We start from the raw sequence: 18,919 nt of genomic DNA on the forward strand, positions 1-18,919 counted from the left end.
ATTCTAAAAAACACCTTGCCAAATAGGAGCGTCAGCACGAGGCCCGCTTATCCGTAGCTCCGAAGGAGCAGGATAAGCGGGCCTCAAGTGCGAGGACGTTTTTAAGGGGATACCCTTGGGCGGCCCGAAGAGATTAACCAGCGATGTCTACAGGTACTCGATTTGAGCGCCCTCGGTGTCGCACGTCAGAATATGCGTATCGCACTTGGGGAACTGCTCGCGCAGCTTGACCTGTAGGAACTTTGCCACGATGGTGTCGTCGGTCACCGCCATGAGGGTCGAGCCCGAACCGCTGATCCAGATGGTCTTGGCACCGCCGTTAAGACAGGTGTCGCGCACGGCGTTGTAGTCGGGAATCAGGCGACGGCGATAGGGCTCCTGAATACGGTCGTCATTGGCGGCAGCAATCAGGTCCAGATCGCCGGTCTCGAGACCGCGCGTCATGCCGGCGATGCGGCCCATCTGCCATACGGCGGTGGAAAGCGGAATCTCCTGCGGCACGACCTTGCGCGCCTCACTCGTGTGTACCTCGTAGGGCGGAATCACGGTAATAAAACGCAGGCGATCGCTCACCTCGTAGCGCAGGCACTGGGGGAGCGAATCGGTCGGCGTAAAGGAGCAGACGGCGCCGCCCAGGATAGCGGGGGCGACGTTATCGGGATGGCCCTCGACCTCGGTGGCAATGCGGACGAGCTCGGCGCGGTCGACGGTGTGGCCCGTCAGCGCGGCGGCGGCCATAATGCCGGCGACAACGCAGGTGGAGCTGGAACCCAGGCCACGAGCGACGGGAACGTCAGTCTGAATGTCGATGGCGACGGGGAAGGCCGGCTCGCCCCATGCGGCAAGCGCATCGACAAAGCTCACGTAGACCAGGTTGTTCTCGTTTTGGAATTCCTCGGGGCAGCCCGTGATGGTGAGCTTGTCGGCGCGCTCGAAGGTGAAGTGCGAGTAGAGGCTGACGGCCATGCCGAGGGTGTCGTAGCCAATGCCCAAGTTGGCGCTTGTTGCTGGGACGGTGATTTTGATCATGTGAGTCCTCCTGGCGTGCCTGGCTGTTTAGTTCGCTGCTCGGGCAGTCCTGCGCAAGACGGAAAGCACATTAAGTGCTTTCCTTTGCGTGCGGAACTCGCGACGAACTAAACAGCCAGGCACGCTGTGCGCGTTCGTCATCATCCCGGGGGTTATCTGATGAAAGAAGGTGCGCCGGCTTTCGCCGGCGCTTAATGAGGGGTTTAGTTGGTAGCCATCTTTTTTGCTGCGGACTCGACGTAGCTTGCCATCTCATCGACGTCGCAGACGTCTTCGAAGCGGATGGGCTTGGACTCGAGCTCGGCGAGCTGGGTCGGGGCGACCGTGTTGGTGGCCTGCTCGAGCACGCGCATGGCCTCAAAGTCGTCCTCGGGAACGTTGAGCCCCAGGGCGTCGCAGCAGGCGCGCGGGAACTTGTAGGGGCTGGCGGTCGAAAGCAGCACGCGGGCCTTGGCGCCTTCGGCGGGGGCGACCTGCTCAAAGACGTGATAGCCGCAAGCGGTGTGCGGGTCGATCACGTAGCCGTTCGCATCCCAGCAGCTCTTGATGGCAGCGCGGACTTCGTCCTCGCTGGCCCAGCCGCAGCCAAACACGCTCTGGATCTTGGCCAGCAGGTCGGCGGGCACCTCGTAGCGACCGGTCTGGGCAAGCTGCTCCATAAGGCCGGCAACGAGCTCACAGTCGCCATCGGACAGGAAGTAGAGCATGCGCTCCAGGTTGGAACTGATGAGGATGTCCATCGACGGCGAGATGGTCGTGAAGAACGGGCGGTTACGGTCGTAAACGCCGGTGGTCAGGAAGTCGGCAAGCACTTTGTTCTTGTCGCTCGCCACGACGAGCTTGGCGACGGGCAGACCCATGCACTTGGCGTAGTAGCCGGCCAAGATATCGCCAAAGTTGCCGGTGGGCACACAGAACTCTACGGCGTCGCCAGCCTCGATAGCGCCGGCGCGCAGCAGTTGCGCATAGGCGGCAAAGTAGTAGACGACCTGCGGTACCAGACGGCCGACATTGATGGAGTTGGCGCTCGAAAGCACCGTGCCAGCGGCCTCCAGGCGCTCGGCAAGTTCCTTATCGGCAAAGATGCGCTTGACGGCACTCTGGGCATCGTCGAAGTTGCCGCGAATGCCGCAGACGGCGACGTTATCGCCCTCCTGTGTGGACATCTGCAGATTCTGCACGCGGCTGACCTTGCCCTCGGGATAAAAGACGGTAATACCCGTGCCCGGGGCGTCGGCAAAGCCGGCGAGTGCGGCCTTGCCCGTGTCGCCCGACGTGGCGGTGACGATCATGATGCGCTCGGCGCCGCCGTCCTTGGCAGAGGTACGGGCCATCAGACGGGGGAGCATCTGCAGGGCGACGTCCTTAAAGGCGCTCGTGGGGCCGCCAAAGAGCTCCATCACATAGGTCTGAGGGGCGTCGGCGCCCGGTGCGGCATCGAGTTTGACGAGCGGCGTAACCTCTTCGCTCGCGAACGTGCCGCGGTATGCTTCGTCGACACACGCCGAAATTTCTTCGGTCGTGTAATCATTCAGTAACATTCCCAACACATCTTGAGCGATTTCAAAGTACGATTTATCTGCAAGCGAGCTGATATCGACCTGCTGGGTGCCGAGCTCGTCCGAGACAAACAAACCCCCGTCGGGAGCGATGCCAGTACGGATTGCCACCTTACTTGAGCACGATAAAGTGCGTCCTCGTGTACTATGATAAGTTCCCATATAACACTGCTCCTCGGATGCCTTGGTCCCAATCGGTGAAACCATGGTATCAGAGCGCGCAAAATAGGTTCGCAGAGGCTTTTTAGAAAGGTAACCTCCAGCCCATGATTAAGATTGCCAAGTTTGGCGGCTCGTCGGTCGCCGACGCCGAACACTTCAAGAAGATCAAGGCCATCGTCGATGCCGACCCGGCTCGCCGTTTTGTGGTGGTTTCCGCCTGCGGTCGCCGTTTTAAGGGCGACACCAAGGTGACCGACCTGCTCTATCTGGTCAATGCGCACGTTAAGTACCACGTGTCGTGTGAGGAGCTGCTCGAGGACATTGGCCAGCGCTATTTTGATATCGCTGACGAGCTGGAGCTCACCTATCCCATCCGTGAGGAGTTCGCGGCCTTTGCCGAGCGCGCCCGCTCCGGTGGCTACTCTACTGAGGAGCTCGTAAGCCGCGGCGAGTACTTTACCGCGCGCCTGATGGCTGAGTACCTGGGCCTACCGTTCCTGGACGCCGCGACGGTTGTGGCGTTCCATCACGACGGTACGCTCAGCATGAATCGCACCTCCGAGCTGGTGCAGGAGTACGGTCAGCAGGGCGGCTTTGTTATGCCCGGTTTCTACGGCGCGACGCGTGAGGGCCAGATCAAGCTGCTCGATCGTGGCGGCGGCGATATCTCGGGCTCGATTCTGGCCAAGTGCCTGGGCGCCGACCTGTACGAGAACTGGACCGACGTCTCGGGCTTCTATTCTGCCGATCCGCGTATTGTTCCCGAGGCTCAGCCCATCGCCCGCGTTACCTACGAGGAACTGCGCGAGCTTTCGTACATGGGCGCGAGCGTCCTGCACGAGGAGGCCGTGTTCCCCGTGCGCGAGGCAGGCATTCCGCTGGTCATCAAGAACACCAATGCGCCGCAGGACCCCGGCACCATCATTAGCGAGACCGCTGACGAGGGCGAGGCAGAACCCATCATTACCGGCGTGACCGGCAAGCGCGGTTTTGTCGCCATCAACGTGGCCCGCGACCGCACCAAGCCCCGCGTTGGCTTTATGCGCCGTGCGCTTTCGGTCTTCGAGCGCTATGACGTTTCCGTCGAGCATATGCCCACCGGCGTCGACCGCTTTGGCGCCGTGGTGCAGGAGCAGGATGTGCACGATTCGCTGTACTCGCTCGTGGGCGACATCCAGCAGGAGGTCGAGCCGCTCGAGATCGAGGTTGTCGAGGGCTTGGCGCTCATCGCTACCGTCGGCCGCAACCTGCGCGGTCGTGCAGGTATCTCGGGCCATCTGTTTGGCATGCTCGGCCAGGCCGGCGTGAGCGTGCGCATGATTTCGCAGAGCTGTGACGAGATCAATATCATTATCGGTGTCGAGGAGAAGGACTTCGACCTGGCGATTCGGACCATTTACCGTGCCTTCTCCGACGAAAACGGCATTGTGAAGGTCTCCGATCTGGAGGCTCCTGCGCCGGTCGATCCCGCTCTGGCTGCGCTCAAAAAGTAGCGACTGCTCGGTAGATTTTTGGGTCATGTCTCAAAAATCTACGGCGGGGCGTTTCGTTTCGGTTTCGTTTCGACGGGGCGGGTTTCGTGCCCGCCCTGTTCTTGTATACACTGGCAACAATAATCGGCCTGCTCGGCGTGCGGGCAAAAGCCACAACCTTTAAAGGGGGAAGCATGAAACAGTACACGGTTGCTATTTTGGGCGCGACGGGAGCTGTAGGCACCCAGATGCTCGAGTGCCTCAACGAGCAGGAGTTCCCAGTTGGCAAGCTCAAGCTGCTAGCGAGCGCGCGCTCTGCGGGCAAGACCGTCGAGTTCCGCGGCGAGCAGGTTGTGATCGAAGAGGCTTGCCCCGAGGCCTTTGAGGGCTGCGACATCGTACTCGGCGCTGCCGGCGACGATATCGCCAAGGAGCTGCTGCCCGAAGCCGTCAAGCGCGGCGCCGTCGTGGTCGACAACAGCCATGCCTTCCGCATGGACCCCGAGGTGCCGCTGGTCGTGCCCGAGATCAACGCCGACGACATCAAGTGGCATCACGGCCTTATCGCCAACCCCAACTGCGCGACCATCATCGGCCTGGTTCCCACGTGGCCGCTGCATCAGCTCGCCGGCGTAAAGCGCATGATCGTCTCGACGTATCAGGCGGCTTCGGGTGCCGGCGCTCCCGGTATGGCCGAGCTCGAGGCTCAGTTGGCCGCCCTGGGCCGCGGCGAGGAGATTCCCGAGCCGCGTGCATTTGCCGCCCAGCTGGCGAGCAACCTGATTCCGCAGATCGGCGGCGTCAAGGAGGAAGGCTTTACTTCCGAGGAAATGAAGCTGCAAAACGAGGGCCGCAAGATTATGCACCTGCCCGAGCTGCGCGTGAACTGCACCTGCGTGCGCGTGCCGGTGCTGCGTTCGCATTCCGAGAGCATTACGCTCGAGTTTGAGCGCGACATTACGGTCGAGGAGGCTCGTGCCGCGCTGGCTGCCGCTCCGGGCGTGAAGCTGGTTGACGATATGAGCGCCGAGGATGCGCACGATCGCTTCCCCATGCCGATGGATACCTCCGACCAGGACCTGATCTGGGTCGGTCGCGTGCGTCGCGACATCTCGAACCCCGAGGCCGCGCGTGGCATCACCTTCTGGTGCTGCGGTGACCAAATCCGTAAGGGCGCGGCAACCAACGCCGTCCAGATTGCTAAGCTGCTCTGCGAGTAGTGCGACCTGTCCGGCGGGGGCCGGGCTTAGTTTTCAGAACGTCCTCGACCATGTGTGGCGCCTTGTCCTGCTCCTTCGGAGCCGCGGACAAGGCGCCACACTGGTCTGCGGAGTGTTCTGAAAACTAAGCCCGGCCCCTGCCTGCGGTGACTCGGCTGCGAGCGGCCTGCGATGGGGCCGCTGCTGGTTGGGGCCGCTGGGCTGATGTGGGGGCACGTGGCCGTTGCAGGCCCTGGTCCCGGCGGCGGCCCCGGCGCTTCGCGCCTGCCGTCTTGGGGGACTGCGGAGCGCGGCCGGCAGCTGCGGCGCGTTGCGCCTGCTACCTGCGGGGACTTTGGGGTCGTGCGGCAGCTGCGGCGCTGTCGCGCCTGCTGCCTTGGGTGACTTTGGGGTCGATTGGGGTTGTCTGCACAATTCGCGGTATTATGTTGCGGAGTTTTGAAAGGAGCCGCTGGTGGTCACGACGACATTTGCCTCGCCTTTGGGCGAAATCTTGCTTGCCGCTGATGGCCGCGGTCTGACGGGGCTTTGGTTTGAGGGGCAGGAGCACTTTGGTTCCACGCTTCTCCGGGAAGACTCCGAACATGTTGAAGGCGCCGACGCGGTTTCCGGTACCGGTGGTATGTCGTCGGTGAGTCCGGCAAATGGTGTGGCCTCTTCGGTGCTTGAGCGTTCATGGGCTTGGCTGAATGCTTATTTTGCGGGGCAGGAGCCTCGGTTTACGCCGCCGTTGCATTTGATTGGTACGGCGTTTCAGCGCGAGGTTTGGTTTGAGCTGCTTTCTATTCCGCGTGGCGAGGTCGCTACGTATGGCGAGATCGCCCAGCGTGTAGCGGCTCGACATCGTGTGCCGGGAAATGAAGCGCCCGCTGTGTCTCCTCGTGCGGTGGGGGCTGCGGTTGCGCGTAATCCCATTTCGATAATCGTGCCGTGCCATCGCGTGGTCGCGGCCGACGGATCGCTCAACGGATATGCCGGCGGGCTTGATCGCAAGGAGTGGCTGCTTCGGCTTGAGGGCGCGTACGAGGAATAACGCTCGAACGCTTTGCATAACTAGGACGCCGCAAAAGGACGAGCCTCCGTCCTTCCGCGGCCGGTATGCGTCCGGGCGCTCGGCATCGGCGGCTTAAGTTTGGCTAAGTCACATCCTGCGTATTTGAAAACGCGCAGGTTGAGCCGCTAAGGCTGCGCTAAGGCGGTTGACGGTACGCTATCATCGGCAGTATCGAAACCTGTAGAGCCATGCGCCAAAGGAGCAACTATGAAGCTGATGCTTGCCGAGGACGAACCTGGTCTCTCCCGCGCCCTCACCGCGATTCTTCAACATAGCGACTACGAGGTCGACACCGCCCTCGACGGCTTGACGGCGCTCGAGAATCTACTCACCAACGATTACGACGCCGCAATCCTGGACATCATGATGCCCGGCATGGACGGCATCGAGGTGCTCAAGCGTACACGCGCCGCCGGAAAGCGACTGCCCATCATCATGCTCACGGCAAAAAGCGAGGTGTCCGATAAGGTCGAGGGCCTGGATGCCGGTGCCAACGATTACCTGACCAAGCCGTTTGCCGCCAAGGAACTGCTTGCGCGTATTCGTGCCATGACGCGTGCCGCGACGGCAATTGACGCCACGACGCTCAGCGTGGGTAACGTGCGCCTCGACACGGCGGCTTGCACGCTTGTGGGACCTTTGGGCGAGGAGCACCTGGCCAATCGCGAGTTTCAGCTTATGGAACTCTTTATGCGCAACGCCGGCACGCGCATGCCCACCGAGCGCCTAATGCTTGAGGTTTGGGGCGAGGACGCGCCCGAAGGTGCCAATGTAGTGTGGGTCTATATCTCGTACCTGCGCAAAAAGCTGACGGCGCTGGGTGCCGACGTGGCCATCCGCGCGTCGCGCAACCAGGGATATTCGCTCGAGGTTGTCGAGGAAGGAGAACGGGCGTGAGCGTGCGCACGTGGTGCAAGCGCATGGCGGCGAAGCTCGGCATGGGTGTGGGCTCGGGTAATCCGGAGCGCGCCGATGCTGCCAGTGCAATGGGCCGTCGCCTGCGTCGTAAGTTCATCCTCGTTGCCATGGGCGCTGTGACCGTGGTGCTCACGCTCATCATCGCTGGCATCAACATTGTCAATTATTCGCATGTTTGCAAGATGGCCGATGCACGACTGGACTATATCCTGGCAGGCAAGGATGGCATTGATGGGGAGGACGAGCCTAAGACCGGTCCCGGTCAGGATGCGGTTGCCGGCAAGGTTGCTACCGGTAACCGGGCGGCCGTTCGCGATGTGCATTTTGAAGGCATGACGGCGGAGTCTCCCTTCGACACGCGCTACTTTACGGTGTCGATTGCCGGCGGGCAGGTGACCGATGTCAACACGGCCCGCATTGCCGCGGTAGGTGCCAAGCGTGCCGCCCGCATCGCTGCAGGACTATATTCCAAGGGTTGGACTTCGGGCTTTTCTGGCAACTACCGTTATACGGCTACGGTTCAGGGCGACAAGACAACCTATGTGTTCGTGGACTGTTCGCGCGAGCTTGCAAGTTTCCATTCGTTTTTGAGCGCGAGTGTGGCAATCAGCTGCATTGGCTGGCTGGCGGTGCTGGCAATTGTAACGGTCGCCTCGGGTGCGGTGATTCGGCCGATGGTCGAGAGTTATAGCAAACAGAAGCGCTTCATTACCGATGCAAGCCACGAGATCAAAACGCCGCTGGCCGTGATTGACGCCGCCAACGAGGTCCAAGAGATCGAGAGCGGCGAGAGCGAGTGGACGCAGAGCATTCACGAGCAGGTCGCGCGGCTGACGGCGCTCACGGAGCGTCTGGTGTTCCTGGCGCGTATGGACGAGGGTTCGGCCGGCTTTACTATGGCGACGATTGATCTTTCGGAGGCCGTGGACACGGCTGCGACGCCATTTGAATCGGTGGCGGTTTCGCGCGGAAAGCGGCTGTCGACGTCGATCGCGAGCGGTGTGCGGGCCCATGCCGATGCCGCGGCAGTGGCGCAGGTTGTTGAGCTGCTGCTGGACAACGCCACACGCTACGCAAGCGAGGACAGCGTGATCGAGCTGAGCCTGCGTGCCGTTTCGCGCGGTGCGGGCAAAGGCTCGGCCGAGCTTGTCGTATCGAATGCTGTTGATGAGCTGCCCGAGGGCGACCTGGACCGGCTGTTCGACCGCTTCTATCGTGCGGACGTGTCGCGCAGCTCCAAGACAGGTGGCTCGGGCGTGGGGCTGTCCGTCGTGCGCGCCATCGCCGAAGCCCATGGCGGATCCGCCACCGTATCCGGCCACGATCATCAGATCACCTTCACCGTCCGCCTCTAAAACCTGCAAAAAGGGACAGGTTTGTTTTGGCAGGTTTTATCTGGAGAAACGTCGACGGAGGAGGCTGTGGGCGGAAACTGTGTCCCGGTTTGACGCCTCGGAATGGGATGAGCTTTCCCCTTGGAGGGCCTAGCGGAAACTGCGCCCCGGTGTATCTGCCGGGCGGCTTCCTACGCCCGCTCCTGCAGGGCGTAGATCGATTTGTCCATGTTGAACAGATAAGCCACAACGCAGACGATGAAGAACATCGGCAGATTACCGAAACCGAAGACCTCGCAGCCAATGAGGATCGGCGCGAGCAGCGTATTGGTGGCGCTGCCAAAAACGGCGGCGTAGCCCAGCGCGGCGCAGAGCTCGACGGGCATGCCGAGAATCCCGGCGAGTACGACACCCAGGCTGGCTCCGATGGAGAACAGCGGCGTCACCTCGCCACCCTGATATCCTGCGGCAAGCGTGGCGATGGTGAGTACGAATTTGAGCGCCCAGTCCCAAGGCATGATCGACGCCTCGCCGTTGTCACCCAGTGCCGCGGATATCAGGTTGGTGCCAAGGCCGCAGTATCGCCCCTGCCACAGCGCGAACAGAATCGCCGACAGCGCAAGGCCCATAACGGCAACGCGTATGTAAGGGCTGGGGAGCAGCCGCGCTGCAAGGGTCTTGGCATGGGCAAGGCACCAGGCAAAAGCTCCACCTACCATACCAAACGCGATACCCAACAACGCCAGCCGTCCAAGACCGGGGAGGTCGAGCGCATACGAGGCGGTAACGGCGACCTCGAACTTCTCGAGTCCCAGAGCGCCGGAGGTCATGCTTGCGGCAAGTGAAGCCGTAAGCGCGGGAAACAGCGCGCGGTATTCCATGCGTCCGGCGACCAGCACCTCGACAGCAAAGACCGTAGCGGCGAGCGGCGTTCGAAAGAGTCCGGCAAAGCCGGCGGCCATACCAATGAGCAAAAACGTGTTGCCGGGGTCGCGGAAAGGCAGGCGTCGGCCGATCCAATGCGAGACGGTTGCGCCGATCTGCACGGCTACGCCTTCTCGTCCCGCGCTGCCGCCAAAAAGATGCGTGGCCCACGTGCTCAGCATAATGAGCGGCACCAGACGCGGGGAGATGGCGTCCTCGCGTCCGTGACCTACGTCGAATACTAAGCTCATGCCCCGATCGGTGCCTTTGCCCCAGGTGAGGTAGGCAAATACGATGGCCAAGCCCATGAGGGCGAGGAAGGGAAGGAGCAGTACGATGTGCTCGTTACGGAAGGCGCCAATTGCCAGGAGCACACGACCAAAAAGGGCACAGATGGCGCCAACGATAACGCCGATAGGGATTCCGACGGCGCCCATGAGCACGAGACCGCTATAGGTGTTGACCAGGAGTTTGATTCTGCTCGAAGCGCTGCTTTCTGACATTTTGCTTTCCGACACTTGCTCTCTTGATAGAAAAAGAGCTGGAGTTGCGCATCGTTGAGAGGCTTTCCAGCTTTAGCAAAACAAACTTATAAGATGCGACGGGCCGCGTCAAGATAATTACCGGACGGCCTAGGAGGCGGCTGGTTGGCCGGCTTAAAACCTAGCGCGTGAAATGACGCCCCACGCTATTCAGCGCGCTTGATAGGATGACGAACCACGGTCTTAAGTTTCTCCGGTGCGCATTTGCGTGGATCGGAGAGATAGATTTCGTGATGTAAACGGGTGTCTGAGAAGTCGGGAACATAGCCCAGCTCGGTCGTGTATTCATGCATAGCGTTTACGGTCGCCGGTTCGTTGTCGTAGGGCCCGGTGTGCATGCATTGAACGCAGAGACCCTCGTCAACTTTAAGCAGTTCGACGGCGGAAAAGTCCAGTTTCTTTTTGGTCGTGGCTTCCGCGACTGCCCAGTCAAAGTCATTTCGGGTGACGAAATCGGGCAGGCGGATGCACGAGATAAAGTTGAAATTGTCCTTGCGTACATAATCGATGCCGCCGCTCGGGGACTCTTGCCACCAGAAACCCTCGAGCGGCGGTACCACAAAGTCGAAATAGCCCTCGATACTCCTTGAGCCTTTCTTCGACATCTTGACGGTATAGGCGATGCCGTAAAGTAGCGGCAGGGCGTTTTGATACTCGCCACCTTCGGTATTTGGGTCGCCCTTTCCGCGAACGGCAACGTAGTTCATAGGCGGGACAGTTACGATGCTCGGCTTGCTTGCAGGTTTGTAGAGCTCCTTGCATTCCTTCTTAAAGTCGAACGCCATGTTGGCCGCCTTTCTGCGTATTGGCCTGCTTAGATAGTTGAATCATATCATAGAAACGAACAGCTGTTCGAATTATTTGGCTGACAGATTGAGATGCGTGCGTTGTGTTTGGCGGTCGGCCTGACCCCGTCGATGATTTCTCGGCCTCCCCGGCGCCTCATCTATAGCTGCCGTTTCCCCATATAAAACATGCCAAAATAAACCTGTCCCTTTTTGGTCGGTGCGAAATGGGTAATACTAAAGAGTTATCCGACCAGATGGGAACCGATCGATGGCCTATATCGAATTCAAAGATGTCATCAAGGCATACGGCGAGGGCGACGCGCGCATTCACGCACTCGACGGCGCGAGCTTTACGGTTGAGCGCGGCGAGCTCGCTATTATCCTGGGCGCTTCGGGCGCCGGTAAAACCACGGCCCTCAACATTCTGGGCGGCATGGATACGGCGACCTCCGGCACCGTGACGGTGGACGGACGCGACGTGAGCTCCGCCAACGAGGCGCAGCTCGTGGAATACCGCCGCGCCGACGTCGGCTTTGTTTTCCAGTTCTACAATCTGGTACCCAACCTGACGGCCCTCGAAAACGTCGAGCTCGCAGCTCAGATCTGCCCTGATTCGCTCGATGCCGAACAGACGCTTCGCCAGGTCGGCCTGGGTGAGCGCCTCGCCAACTTTCCGGCGCAGCTTTCGGGCGGCGAGCAGCAGCGCGTGTCCATCGCCCGCGCGCTGGCCAAGAACCCTAAGCTGCTCCTTTGCGACGAGCCGACGGGTGCACTCGACTACAAAACCGGCAAGCAGATTCTGCAGCTGTTGCAGGACACCTGTCGCAAGCAAAGCATTACGGTCATTATCATCACCCACAACTCCGCGCTGGCGCCCATGGCCGATCGCCTGATTCGCTTTAAGAATGGCCGCGTGGAGAGCGAGACGGTCCAGCAAAATCCTGTGCCTATCGAGACGATCGAGTGGTAGCGCCCATGGACCAGGATCGCCAAAACAGCCAACGCCGCGACGCGCAGAACACGGAGCGCGAGCAGGATTTTACGACCTACCGCACTGCCCAAAGCTCAAACGATATGGTGCCGATGGTTTTTCGCCGTGGCATCTACCGCACGATTCGCGGCAGCCTCAAACGCTTCCTGTCTATCGTCGTAATCACGGCGCTCGGTGTGAGCGTTATGTGCGGCCTCAAAGCGGGGTGCGAGGACTTGTGCGATTCGGTCGACGCTTACTTTGACCAGCAGAATGTTTATGACATCAACGTGCAGTCGACCTATGGTCTGACCGATGACGATCTTGCGGCCATTCAGGAGGTCGACGGCGTCGAGACGGCCGAGGGCATCTATACCGAGACCGCCTATACCGCCGTGGGTACGACGCGCGAGCGTGTCGTCGTACAGAGCCTCTCCAAAGAGAATATTGACCAACCGGTGCTAGTACGCGGCGAGCTGCCCGAGACTTCGGGCGAAGTGGCAGTGACCTCACGTTTTTTGAAGGCTTCGGGCAAGAAAATCGGCGATACGGTGAGTTTTGCCGCCAATGACGCGAGCTCGTCGAACCAAAGCGCCAAGGACCAGTTTGCCGATGGAGACTACACCATCACGGCCGAGGTTCTCGATCCCACCGACGTGAGCTCCGACTCGACAGTCAACGCCTTCCGTGCCGCCTCGGCCGCGGACTACAAGTTCTACGTGAGTGAGGATGCCGCGACGTCGTCGTCCTATTCCGCGGTCCACGTGATCGTCGAGGGAGCCAAGGACCTCAACTCCTATTCCGATGCCTATACGGCAAGGATTAACGAGGTCAAGGGCAATATCGAGAAGATTCGTGACGAGCGCGAAAAAGCGCGTGCCCAGGAACTGACGGCCGATACGCCGGCGAGCTTGGACGCGGCCGAGCGTCAAGCGAACATGGTCTTTGGGATTGAACAGGACAACATCAACCGTATGGCCGAGGGCAGCGAGGAGCGCACCCAGGCTCAGGCCGATTTGGACCAGCGCCGCGCCACCGCCGACCAGCAATTCGCCGATGCCCGCGCCGAGATTTCCGACCTTGGCGAATGCACCTGGTACATCCAGGACCGTGGCAACATCGCGAGCTACTCGAGCGTCGAGAGCGACAGCTCCTCGATCGAGGCCATCGCCACGGTCTTCCCGTTCATCTTCTTTATCGTCGCCGTGCTCATCAGCCTTACCACCGCCACGCGTATGGTCGAGGAGGAACGCACGCTCATCGGCCTGTATAAGGCGCTCGGTTATTCGCGCGGGCGCATTCTGTCCAAATACGTGGACTACTCGCTGTGGGCGTGCCTGATCGGCGGCGTGCTCGGCAATATCATCGGATTTGTGGGCCTGCCGCTGTTCCTGTTTACGGTGTTCGACGACATGTACTCGCTGCCCCAGATGTTGCTTTCGTACGACATTGTGTCCTCAATCGTCTCGGTGGCACTGTTTGCCGTGGGCGTGGTGGGCGCCACAATTATCGCCTGCCGCCACGAGATGGCCGAGACCCCGGCCTCGCTCATGCGCCCCAAGGCTCCGCGCGCCGGCTCGCGCATCTTGCTTGAGCGCGTCGGCTTTATCTGGCGCCGCATGGGCTTTTTGAACAAGGTCGCTGCACGCAACCTATTCCGCTATAAAAAGCGCGCCTTTATGACCATCTTTGGCATCGCGGGTTGCACCGCGCTTGTGATCTGCGGTATGGGTATTCGCGATACGTCGGTGGCGCTTTCGCCCAAACAGTATGGGCATATCACGCGTTATGACTTGCTGGCGGTCGCCAACCCCGATGACTTTACGCAGACGTGCGCGGCGTTGGATGAGCGCAGCACGGCCAATGATTCCAACGTGACGGTGACCTCGACCCTGCCGATTATGACCGACAACGTCACCTTTACGTTTGGCGGCAAGAGCGAGACCGTGCAGCTCATCGTGATTCCCGACGACCGCACGGGTGACTTGGGCGATTACGTGCGCCTGGAGGATGAGTCCAAAGAACCGCTCGCCCTGCGTGACGGAGACGTGTATTTGAGCAAGAGCTCTCAGCTGGTGCTGGGGATCAAGCCGGGTGACACGGCTCACGTCCAGGATTCGTCGCTCAATGTTGCCAAGGTCAAAGTCAGCGACATCTCGCTCAACTATCTAGGCAACACGCTTTACATGACGCAGGGCACCTATGAGCGCGCGTTCGGTCGAAGTGCACGCCTTAACGGCGTCTTTGTGTTGCTTAAGGGTTCGTCGGCTGACCAGATTGCGTTTAGCAAGAAGCTTAAGAGTGACGGTTGGCTCACAATTTCGAGTACGTCCGAGCATTGGGAGAATTATGAGGCCAACTTCACCATCATCAACTCGGTCGTGGTGCTTGTGACCTTTATGGCGGCGTGCCTGTCGTTTGTGGTGGTGTTTACGCTGTCTAATACGAATATTTCGGAGCGCGAACGCGAGCTGGCGACCATCAAGGTGCTGGGCTTCCGCCGTGGCGAGGTGCACCACTACGTCAACAAGGAGACGTTGATCCTCACGGCGATTGGCGCCGCGCTGGGCGTGCCGCTGGGTGGCCTGCTTGCCGAGAGCTTTACGTACATCCTGCAGATGCCGTCGCTGTACTTTGACGTCGAAGTCGAGCCGCTGAGCTACGTGCTTGCCGTGGTGCTTTCCTTCGGCTTTACGATCATAGTCAACCTCGCCACCAACCGAACGCTCAACAAGATCGACATGGTCGGCGCCCTCAAGAGCGCCGAGTAGCCTGCCAAAAAGGGACAGGTTTATTTTGGCAGGTTTTATCTGGGCAAACGCCGGACAACCATTAGGTGGCCCGGCGTTTGCCCCGTCAAACGGGCTTTCCATTTGCCTTTCATTCTATTTGGCTTTCGCTCGCAGGCGTGGATGAGAGGCTCTCTTTAGCCTTCGAGATTGGGCTTGAATGGGTCGTATGCCGCAAAACGGGCCTATCTACTACGTTTGCTACCACACCCTCGACCATGACAAAGATTATGAAATTAAAACCGCAGGTAGAGGGCTTGCTAATATTCGGAAAAGGCGGGTATGGTCGGCCCTCTCGAGTTAAACGTAGTAAATAGGCCCTTTTCTTGGCGCGTGGTCAGCTCAATGCTAATCTCCGTGCCGGAACTGACCCAGTTGTTTGTAGGTTGCGGTGATATACGGACTGTTTGGCGCTTTGGAGCTTCAAAACAGTCCCTATCTCACCGCAACTTAGGAGAAGGGCGGGGGTGGTTGGGTGCTGGTGGGTCGGAGCGTGTTAGGCCTGTTTGCGGCACTTCCATTGTTTGCGGCACCAGCGCATGAGCGCCTTTATGACGGGAATCGTGATGAGGATGATCCATGCAGGATGGGGCTGTCCCAAACAGAGCCACATGTAGAGGAACCAAGCGATGGCGGCTGCCGGGTAGATGGCCTCGATCAGCTTAGACAGGTGGCGCCGATCGATGAAGTCACCAATCGCGTAGTAGACGGGAACCAGAAAGACGAGGAAAAGCCCCATGCCCCATGTGCCGTAGACAATGCCGAGCACCAGATAGGCGAGAGTGACAAGTGCGGGGAAGGGGAATTTGTTCCATGCACGTCCGACCTTGGTGTGGAAATGCTTGCCATGATGGTCGAGCTTTTCGTGTGCTTCCTTCCAGCTGGAAAACGTCTCGCCGTCGATGGTGACGGTGCCGTCGTCATTGGTACGCACGCTATGTCCATCGTCCTCTAGCGTATCGATGTGCAATCCGCCCGGCCCCACATGGACCTCTTCACCTTTGCGCTCGTTGGTCACATGGATGCCGTTCCAGCCAACATGGACTTCCTCACCTTTATTGGGATCAATGACGTGGATGCCGCGCGCGAGGGAAATATCGACAAGTGGCTTATCGCTGCAATCAGCGTGCTCAGTAGAAGCCTCAGCCTCTTCAGCCTTATCTGAAGCTTTGGCGCCGGCGTCGCTGTCCTGTGCCTCATCATCAGCCTGCGAGTCGCCAGTGCTATCCACCGCCTCCCCATACAACAGCTCATCCAGCGACACGCCATACAGCGCGGCGAGCGCAATAAGGTTATCGGTATCGGGCGAGGATTCGCTGCGCTCCCATTTGCTGACAGCCTGACGACTCACACCCAGCTGGGCGGCAAGCGCCTCCTGAGAAAGCCCGGCAGCCTTGCGGCGATCAACGAGCCGCTGCGCCATCGCAAGATCCATAGCAGTTCCTTTCATGTGGCGACCGTAATCGAATGAGCCGAGTATGCCGAGAACAACCAGTAGCGACCACCATTTCTAGTTAGAATCTGCCCCAACCCTACCGCAACTACCGGTAGCAACCCCTAACGACCAGCCATTTCAGGACAAATGTCAGTGCTACTCTCAGCTAAGAGCCTGCAACATCCCAAAATCCTCAGCCCACGCACTTGCAGCAAGAAGACGAATAGCCTCGGCCTCCCTAGTTACCGCAGGAGGCCCCAGGGCTTACCTCCCAAATCTTTCCGCAGGACGGAAGGATCCCGCCGCGCGGAGCGCACGGCGGGATCCTGACATGTCCGAGGACGATTTGGGAGGTAAGCCCTGGGGCCTCCGATGAGAGCAGTTTCGGCCGAGGCTATTCGTCGCCGAAGCTGATGCCCAACGCCTTGGCCTCGCGCACCAGATCGCTCTGCGGGTCGACATATTTGAGCTTGCCGGCGACATCCTCGAGCGGCATGTGGCACATCTTGCCGTCGCGCAGGGCAATCATGTAGCCAAACTCGCCGCGCAGGCAGCCGAGCGCTGCCTCGACGCCGCACTGGGTCGCAAAGATGCGGTCCTGGGCGTCGGGTTGGCCGCCGCGCTGCGTGTGGCCGGGGATGGCGACGCGGGTCTCGCGACCGGTCTTAGCCTCAATCTCCTTGGCGATGTCGTAGACGATCGACGGGCTTGTACGCTCGGCGAGCTTCTTCTTGTACTCCTTCTTGGACAGCGCCGCGTCCTCCTTGGAGATAGCGCCCTCGGCGACGGCTACGATGGTGAAGCGGCTGCCGGTCTCCATGCGATGCTCGATGGTCTTGATGACCTGGTCCATGTCGTAGGGGATCTCGGGAATCAGGATGACGTCCGCGCCGCCCGCGACGCCGGCGTACAGCGGGATCCAGCCAACCTTGTGGCCCATGATCTCGATGACAAACACGCGGCCGTGGCTCGAGGCGGTGGTGTGGATGTCGTCGATGCACTTGGTGGCGACGTCGATGGCGCTCGTAAAGCCAAACGTCATCTCGGTGCCCCAGGTGTCATTATCGATGGTCTTGGGCAGAGCGATAACGTTGAGGCCCTCTTCGCGCAGGCGGTTGGCAGTCTTGGTGGAGCCGTTGCCGCCCAGCATAAACAGGCAGTCGAGCTGCAGCTTGTGATAGGTGTGGACCATCGCGGGCACCTTCTCGACGCCGTCGGCCTCGGGAATGTTCAGGCGCTTGAACGGCGTGCGGCTCGTGCCCAGGATAGTGCCGCCGCGGGTGAGGATGCCGCTAAAATCGGCGGGCGTCATGACGCGGAACCTGCTGTAGATAAGGCCCTGGTAGCCGTCCTCAAAACCATAGATCTCGATAGGTTCTTCGCTATTGGTCATAAGCGTTTTGACGATGCCGCGCATGGTGGCGTTGAGCGCTTGGCAGTCGCCGCCACTGGTAAGAAGACCGATCCTAAGCATGATGAATCCTTCCGGGCAAGTTATAACATGCGCATAAGTTTACCCCCGCACACTGTTGATACGGGGGTAAAACGTGTTAGCTCAAGCGTATGGAAATGTAAGCAACGCCAGGGAACGTAAGGTCGACGGGCCTGGCTCCTTACAGTGCGAAGGCATCGACGTTGCCCCAGTGGCGGCGCAGCGCGATGGCGGCAGCGGGCTCGGTATTGTCAAAGACGACCGACCATTGCGTATTGCTGGTGATGTCTTCCGGATTGGGCTCTTGCGCCGCAGCGCGAAGGGCCTTCCAAGCGACTGCCTCGTCTTGGGCGCCGGCATGGGCGTCGAGGACATCGGCGATTGCGACGGCGCGCTCTTTACCATGGCCCAGCTCGCCATTCTTTTGGTTGGTCAGCACTTCGTCGCCATAGCAGGCGTAGAAGTTTGTAACCTGGCGTACAGGAGTCGCTTTGAAAGCGCGGTCCGGATCGCGCGGATCCCACTCTACTACGCGCGCGTCACCGGCGGCGTCGTTGATAAAGAAGTGGTAATCGCGTCCTGCCATGGCGTGCATGTCGTAGGCAGAAAGCAGGTCGACGGCCTCTTGCGTGGTGGTGGCACGGTCGAGCACCAGACGGATGGCGAGCGAGGTATTGATGACGGGGCGTTGCGTGTCCTGGTCACAGGGCTTGGAATCCAGGGTGAGTACGGCAATGGACACGCCGCACTCGTTAACACCGTCGAGCTGGGCAAACGGGCCCATGAGTGCGGCGGCACGTCCGGCGACGGAGTCGAGCGGAGTGTTATCGCCCAGGTTGTTAAGGGCGGCAAACCCGATGGAGGCATAGCCGCCGCGTGGGTGATTGCGCACCAACAGCGCCGAGGTGTCGTCCTTAAAGTCGTAATTGCGACCGGTGCGCACGCGGCCTTCGGCATCTACGGCGACAAAAGCGCTGCAGGCAAACTGGGGCGCCTGGACATGTGCCGGCACACCGGGCAGCACCTGTGCCACCACGGCATCGATGTATGCCTGGTCATCGCGCACGCCAGCGGCGATGATGCGATCAAGATCGTAGTCGTAGGCGATGTCGATTGCGTACAGGTCATAGCCATCCGCGTTGCCGGTCAAGCGTTTGAGTGACGCGGCGGACTTGATTTGCTTGCGGTAAACGATGCCGGCGGCAGCGGCAAGGCCGACGGCGACTCCCGCGACACCGCAGGCGATGGCAATGTTACGTGGCTTCATGACGGCTCCTCTCGTCCTGTTAGC

At 60.2% G+C, this 18,919-nt stretch carries 14 protein-coding genes; 7 read left to right on the forward strand and 7 right to left on the reverse strand.

All coding sequences use genetic code 11. From position 1 onward, the window contains the following. Window positions 1–147: 147 nt before the first annotated feature. Both thrB and thrC read right to left on the reverse strand, forming a co-directional pair. A complete protein-coding gene (gene thrB, locus DW913_RS08695) occupies window positions 148–1,029 on the reverse strand; it encodes a homoserine kinase (protein ID WP_006234874.1) in 882 nt (293 codons plus the stop codon). Window positions 1,030–1,232: 203 nt separating this feature from the next. Further along, a complete protein-coding gene (thrC, locus tag DW913_RS08700; protein ID WP_117798249.1) occupies window positions 1,233–2,750 on the reverse strand; it encodes a threonine synthase in 1,518 nt (505 codons plus the stop codon). Window positions 2,751–2,854: 104 nt separating this feature from the next. Here thrC and DW913_RS08705 point away from each other — a divergent pair, with 104 nt between their 5' ends. The 5 genes from DW913_RS08705 to DW913_RS08725 all read left to right on the forward strand — a co-directional run bounded on the left by DW913_RS08705 (window position 2,855) and on the right by DW913_RS08725 (window position 8,769). Beyond that, entirely contained in the window at window positions 2,855–4,243 is a 1,389-nt protein-coding gene (locus DW913_RS08705) for an aspartate kinase (protein ID WP_117798250.1), read from the forward strand. 173 nt (window positions 4,244–4,416) lie between these two features. Continuing rightward, window positions 4,417–5,442, forward strand: coding sequence for an aspartate-semialdehyde dehydrogenase (locus DW913_RS08710; protein ID WP_089572346.1), 1,026 nt, complete (start codon window positions 4,417–4,419; stop codon window positions 5,440–5,442). A 454-nt stretch (window positions 5,443–5,896) separates the two neighbouring features. Next, window positions 5,897–6,475, forward strand: a complete 579-nt coding sequence (locus DW913_RS08715; RefSeq protein WP_233502817.1) for a methylated-DNA--[protein]-cysteine S-methyltransferase — start codon at window positions 5,897–5,899, stop codon at window positions 6,473–6,475. A gap of 228 nt (window positions 6,476–6,703) precedes the next feature. Next, complete coding sequence (locus DW913_RS08720) at window positions 6,704–7,393, forward strand: response regulator transcription factor (protein WP_089572344.1); 690 nt, start codon at window positions 6,704–6,706, stop codon at window positions 7,391–7,393. After that, window positions 7,390–8,769 (forward strand): sensor histidine kinase KdpD, encoded by a 1,380-nt coding sequence (locus DW913_RS08725; protein WP_117798251.1) that lies wholly within the window; start codon window positions 7,390–7,392, stop codon window positions 8,767–8,769. Before DW913_RS08720 ends, DW913_RS08725 begins: the two co-directional genes overlap by 4 nt. 170 nt (window positions 8,770–8,939) lie before the next feature. Here the strand turns inward: DW913_RS08725 and DW913_RS08730 are convergent, their stop codons facing one another. Together DW913_RS08730 and DW913_RS08735 are read right to left on the reverse strand one after the other, a co-directional pair. Next, complete coding sequence (locus tag DW913_RS08730) at window positions 8,940–10,175, reverse strand: chloride channel protein (protein WP_117798252.1); 1,236 nt, start codon at window positions 10,173–10,175, stop codon at window positions 8,940–8,942. Window positions 10,176–10,360: 185 nt separating this feature from the next. Next, entirely contained in the window at window positions 10,361–10,999 is a 639-nt protein-coding gene (locus DW913_RS08735; protein ID WP_117798253.1) for a GyrI-like domain-containing protein, read from the reverse strand. 271 nt (window positions 11,000–11,270) lie between these two features. Between DW913_RS08735 and DW913_RS08740 the strand changes: the two genes are divergently transcribed. Then, on the forward strand, window positions 11,271–11,972 hold the full coding sequence (locus tag DW913_RS08740) for an ABC transporter ATP-binding protein (RefSeq protein WP_117798254.1): 702 nt from the start codon (window positions 11,271–11,273) through the stop codon (window positions 11,970–11,972). Between the two features lie 5 nt (window positions 11,973–11,977). Further along, window positions 11,978–14,743 carry an FtsX-like permease family protein gene (locus tag DW913_RS08745; RefSeq protein WP_233542039.1) on the forward strand — a complete coding sequence of 922 codons (2,766 nt, stop codon included), beginning with the start codon at window positions 11,978–11,980 and terminating at the stop codon, window positions 14,741–14,743. Window positions 14,744–15,257: 514 nt separating this feature from the next. Here the strand turns inward: DW913_RS08745 and DW913_RS08750 are convergent. The 3 genes from DW913_RS08750 to DW913_RS08760 all read right to left on the reverse strand — a co-directional run bounded on the left by DW913_RS08750 (window position 15,258) and on the right by DW913_RS08760 (window position 18,895). After that, entirely contained in the window at window positions 15,258–16,196 is a 939-nt protein-coding gene (locus tag DW913_RS08750; protein ID WP_117798255.1) for a helix-turn-helix domain-containing protein, read from the reverse strand. Window positions 16,197–16,590: 394 nt separating this feature from the next. Then, window positions 16,591–17,670, reverse strand: a complete 1,080-nt coding sequence (locus tag DW913_RS08755) for a 6-phosphofructokinase (protein WP_117798256.1) — start codon at window positions 17,668–17,670, stop codon at window positions 16,591–16,593. A gap of 139 nt (window positions 17,671–17,809) precedes the next feature. Beyond that, window positions 17,810–18,895, reverse strand: a complete 1,086-nt coding sequence (locus DW913_RS08760; RefSeq protein WP_117798257.1) for a carcinine hydrolase/isopenicillin-N N-acyltransferase family protein — start codon at window positions 18,893–18,895, stop codon at window positions 17,810–17,812. Window positions 18,896–18,919 lie beyond the last annotated feature (24 nt).

The organism is Collinsella sp. AM42-18AC (assembly GCF_003467965.1).
GTDB lineage: Bacteria > Actinomycetota > Coriobacteriia > Coriobacteriales > Coriobacteriaceae > Collinsella.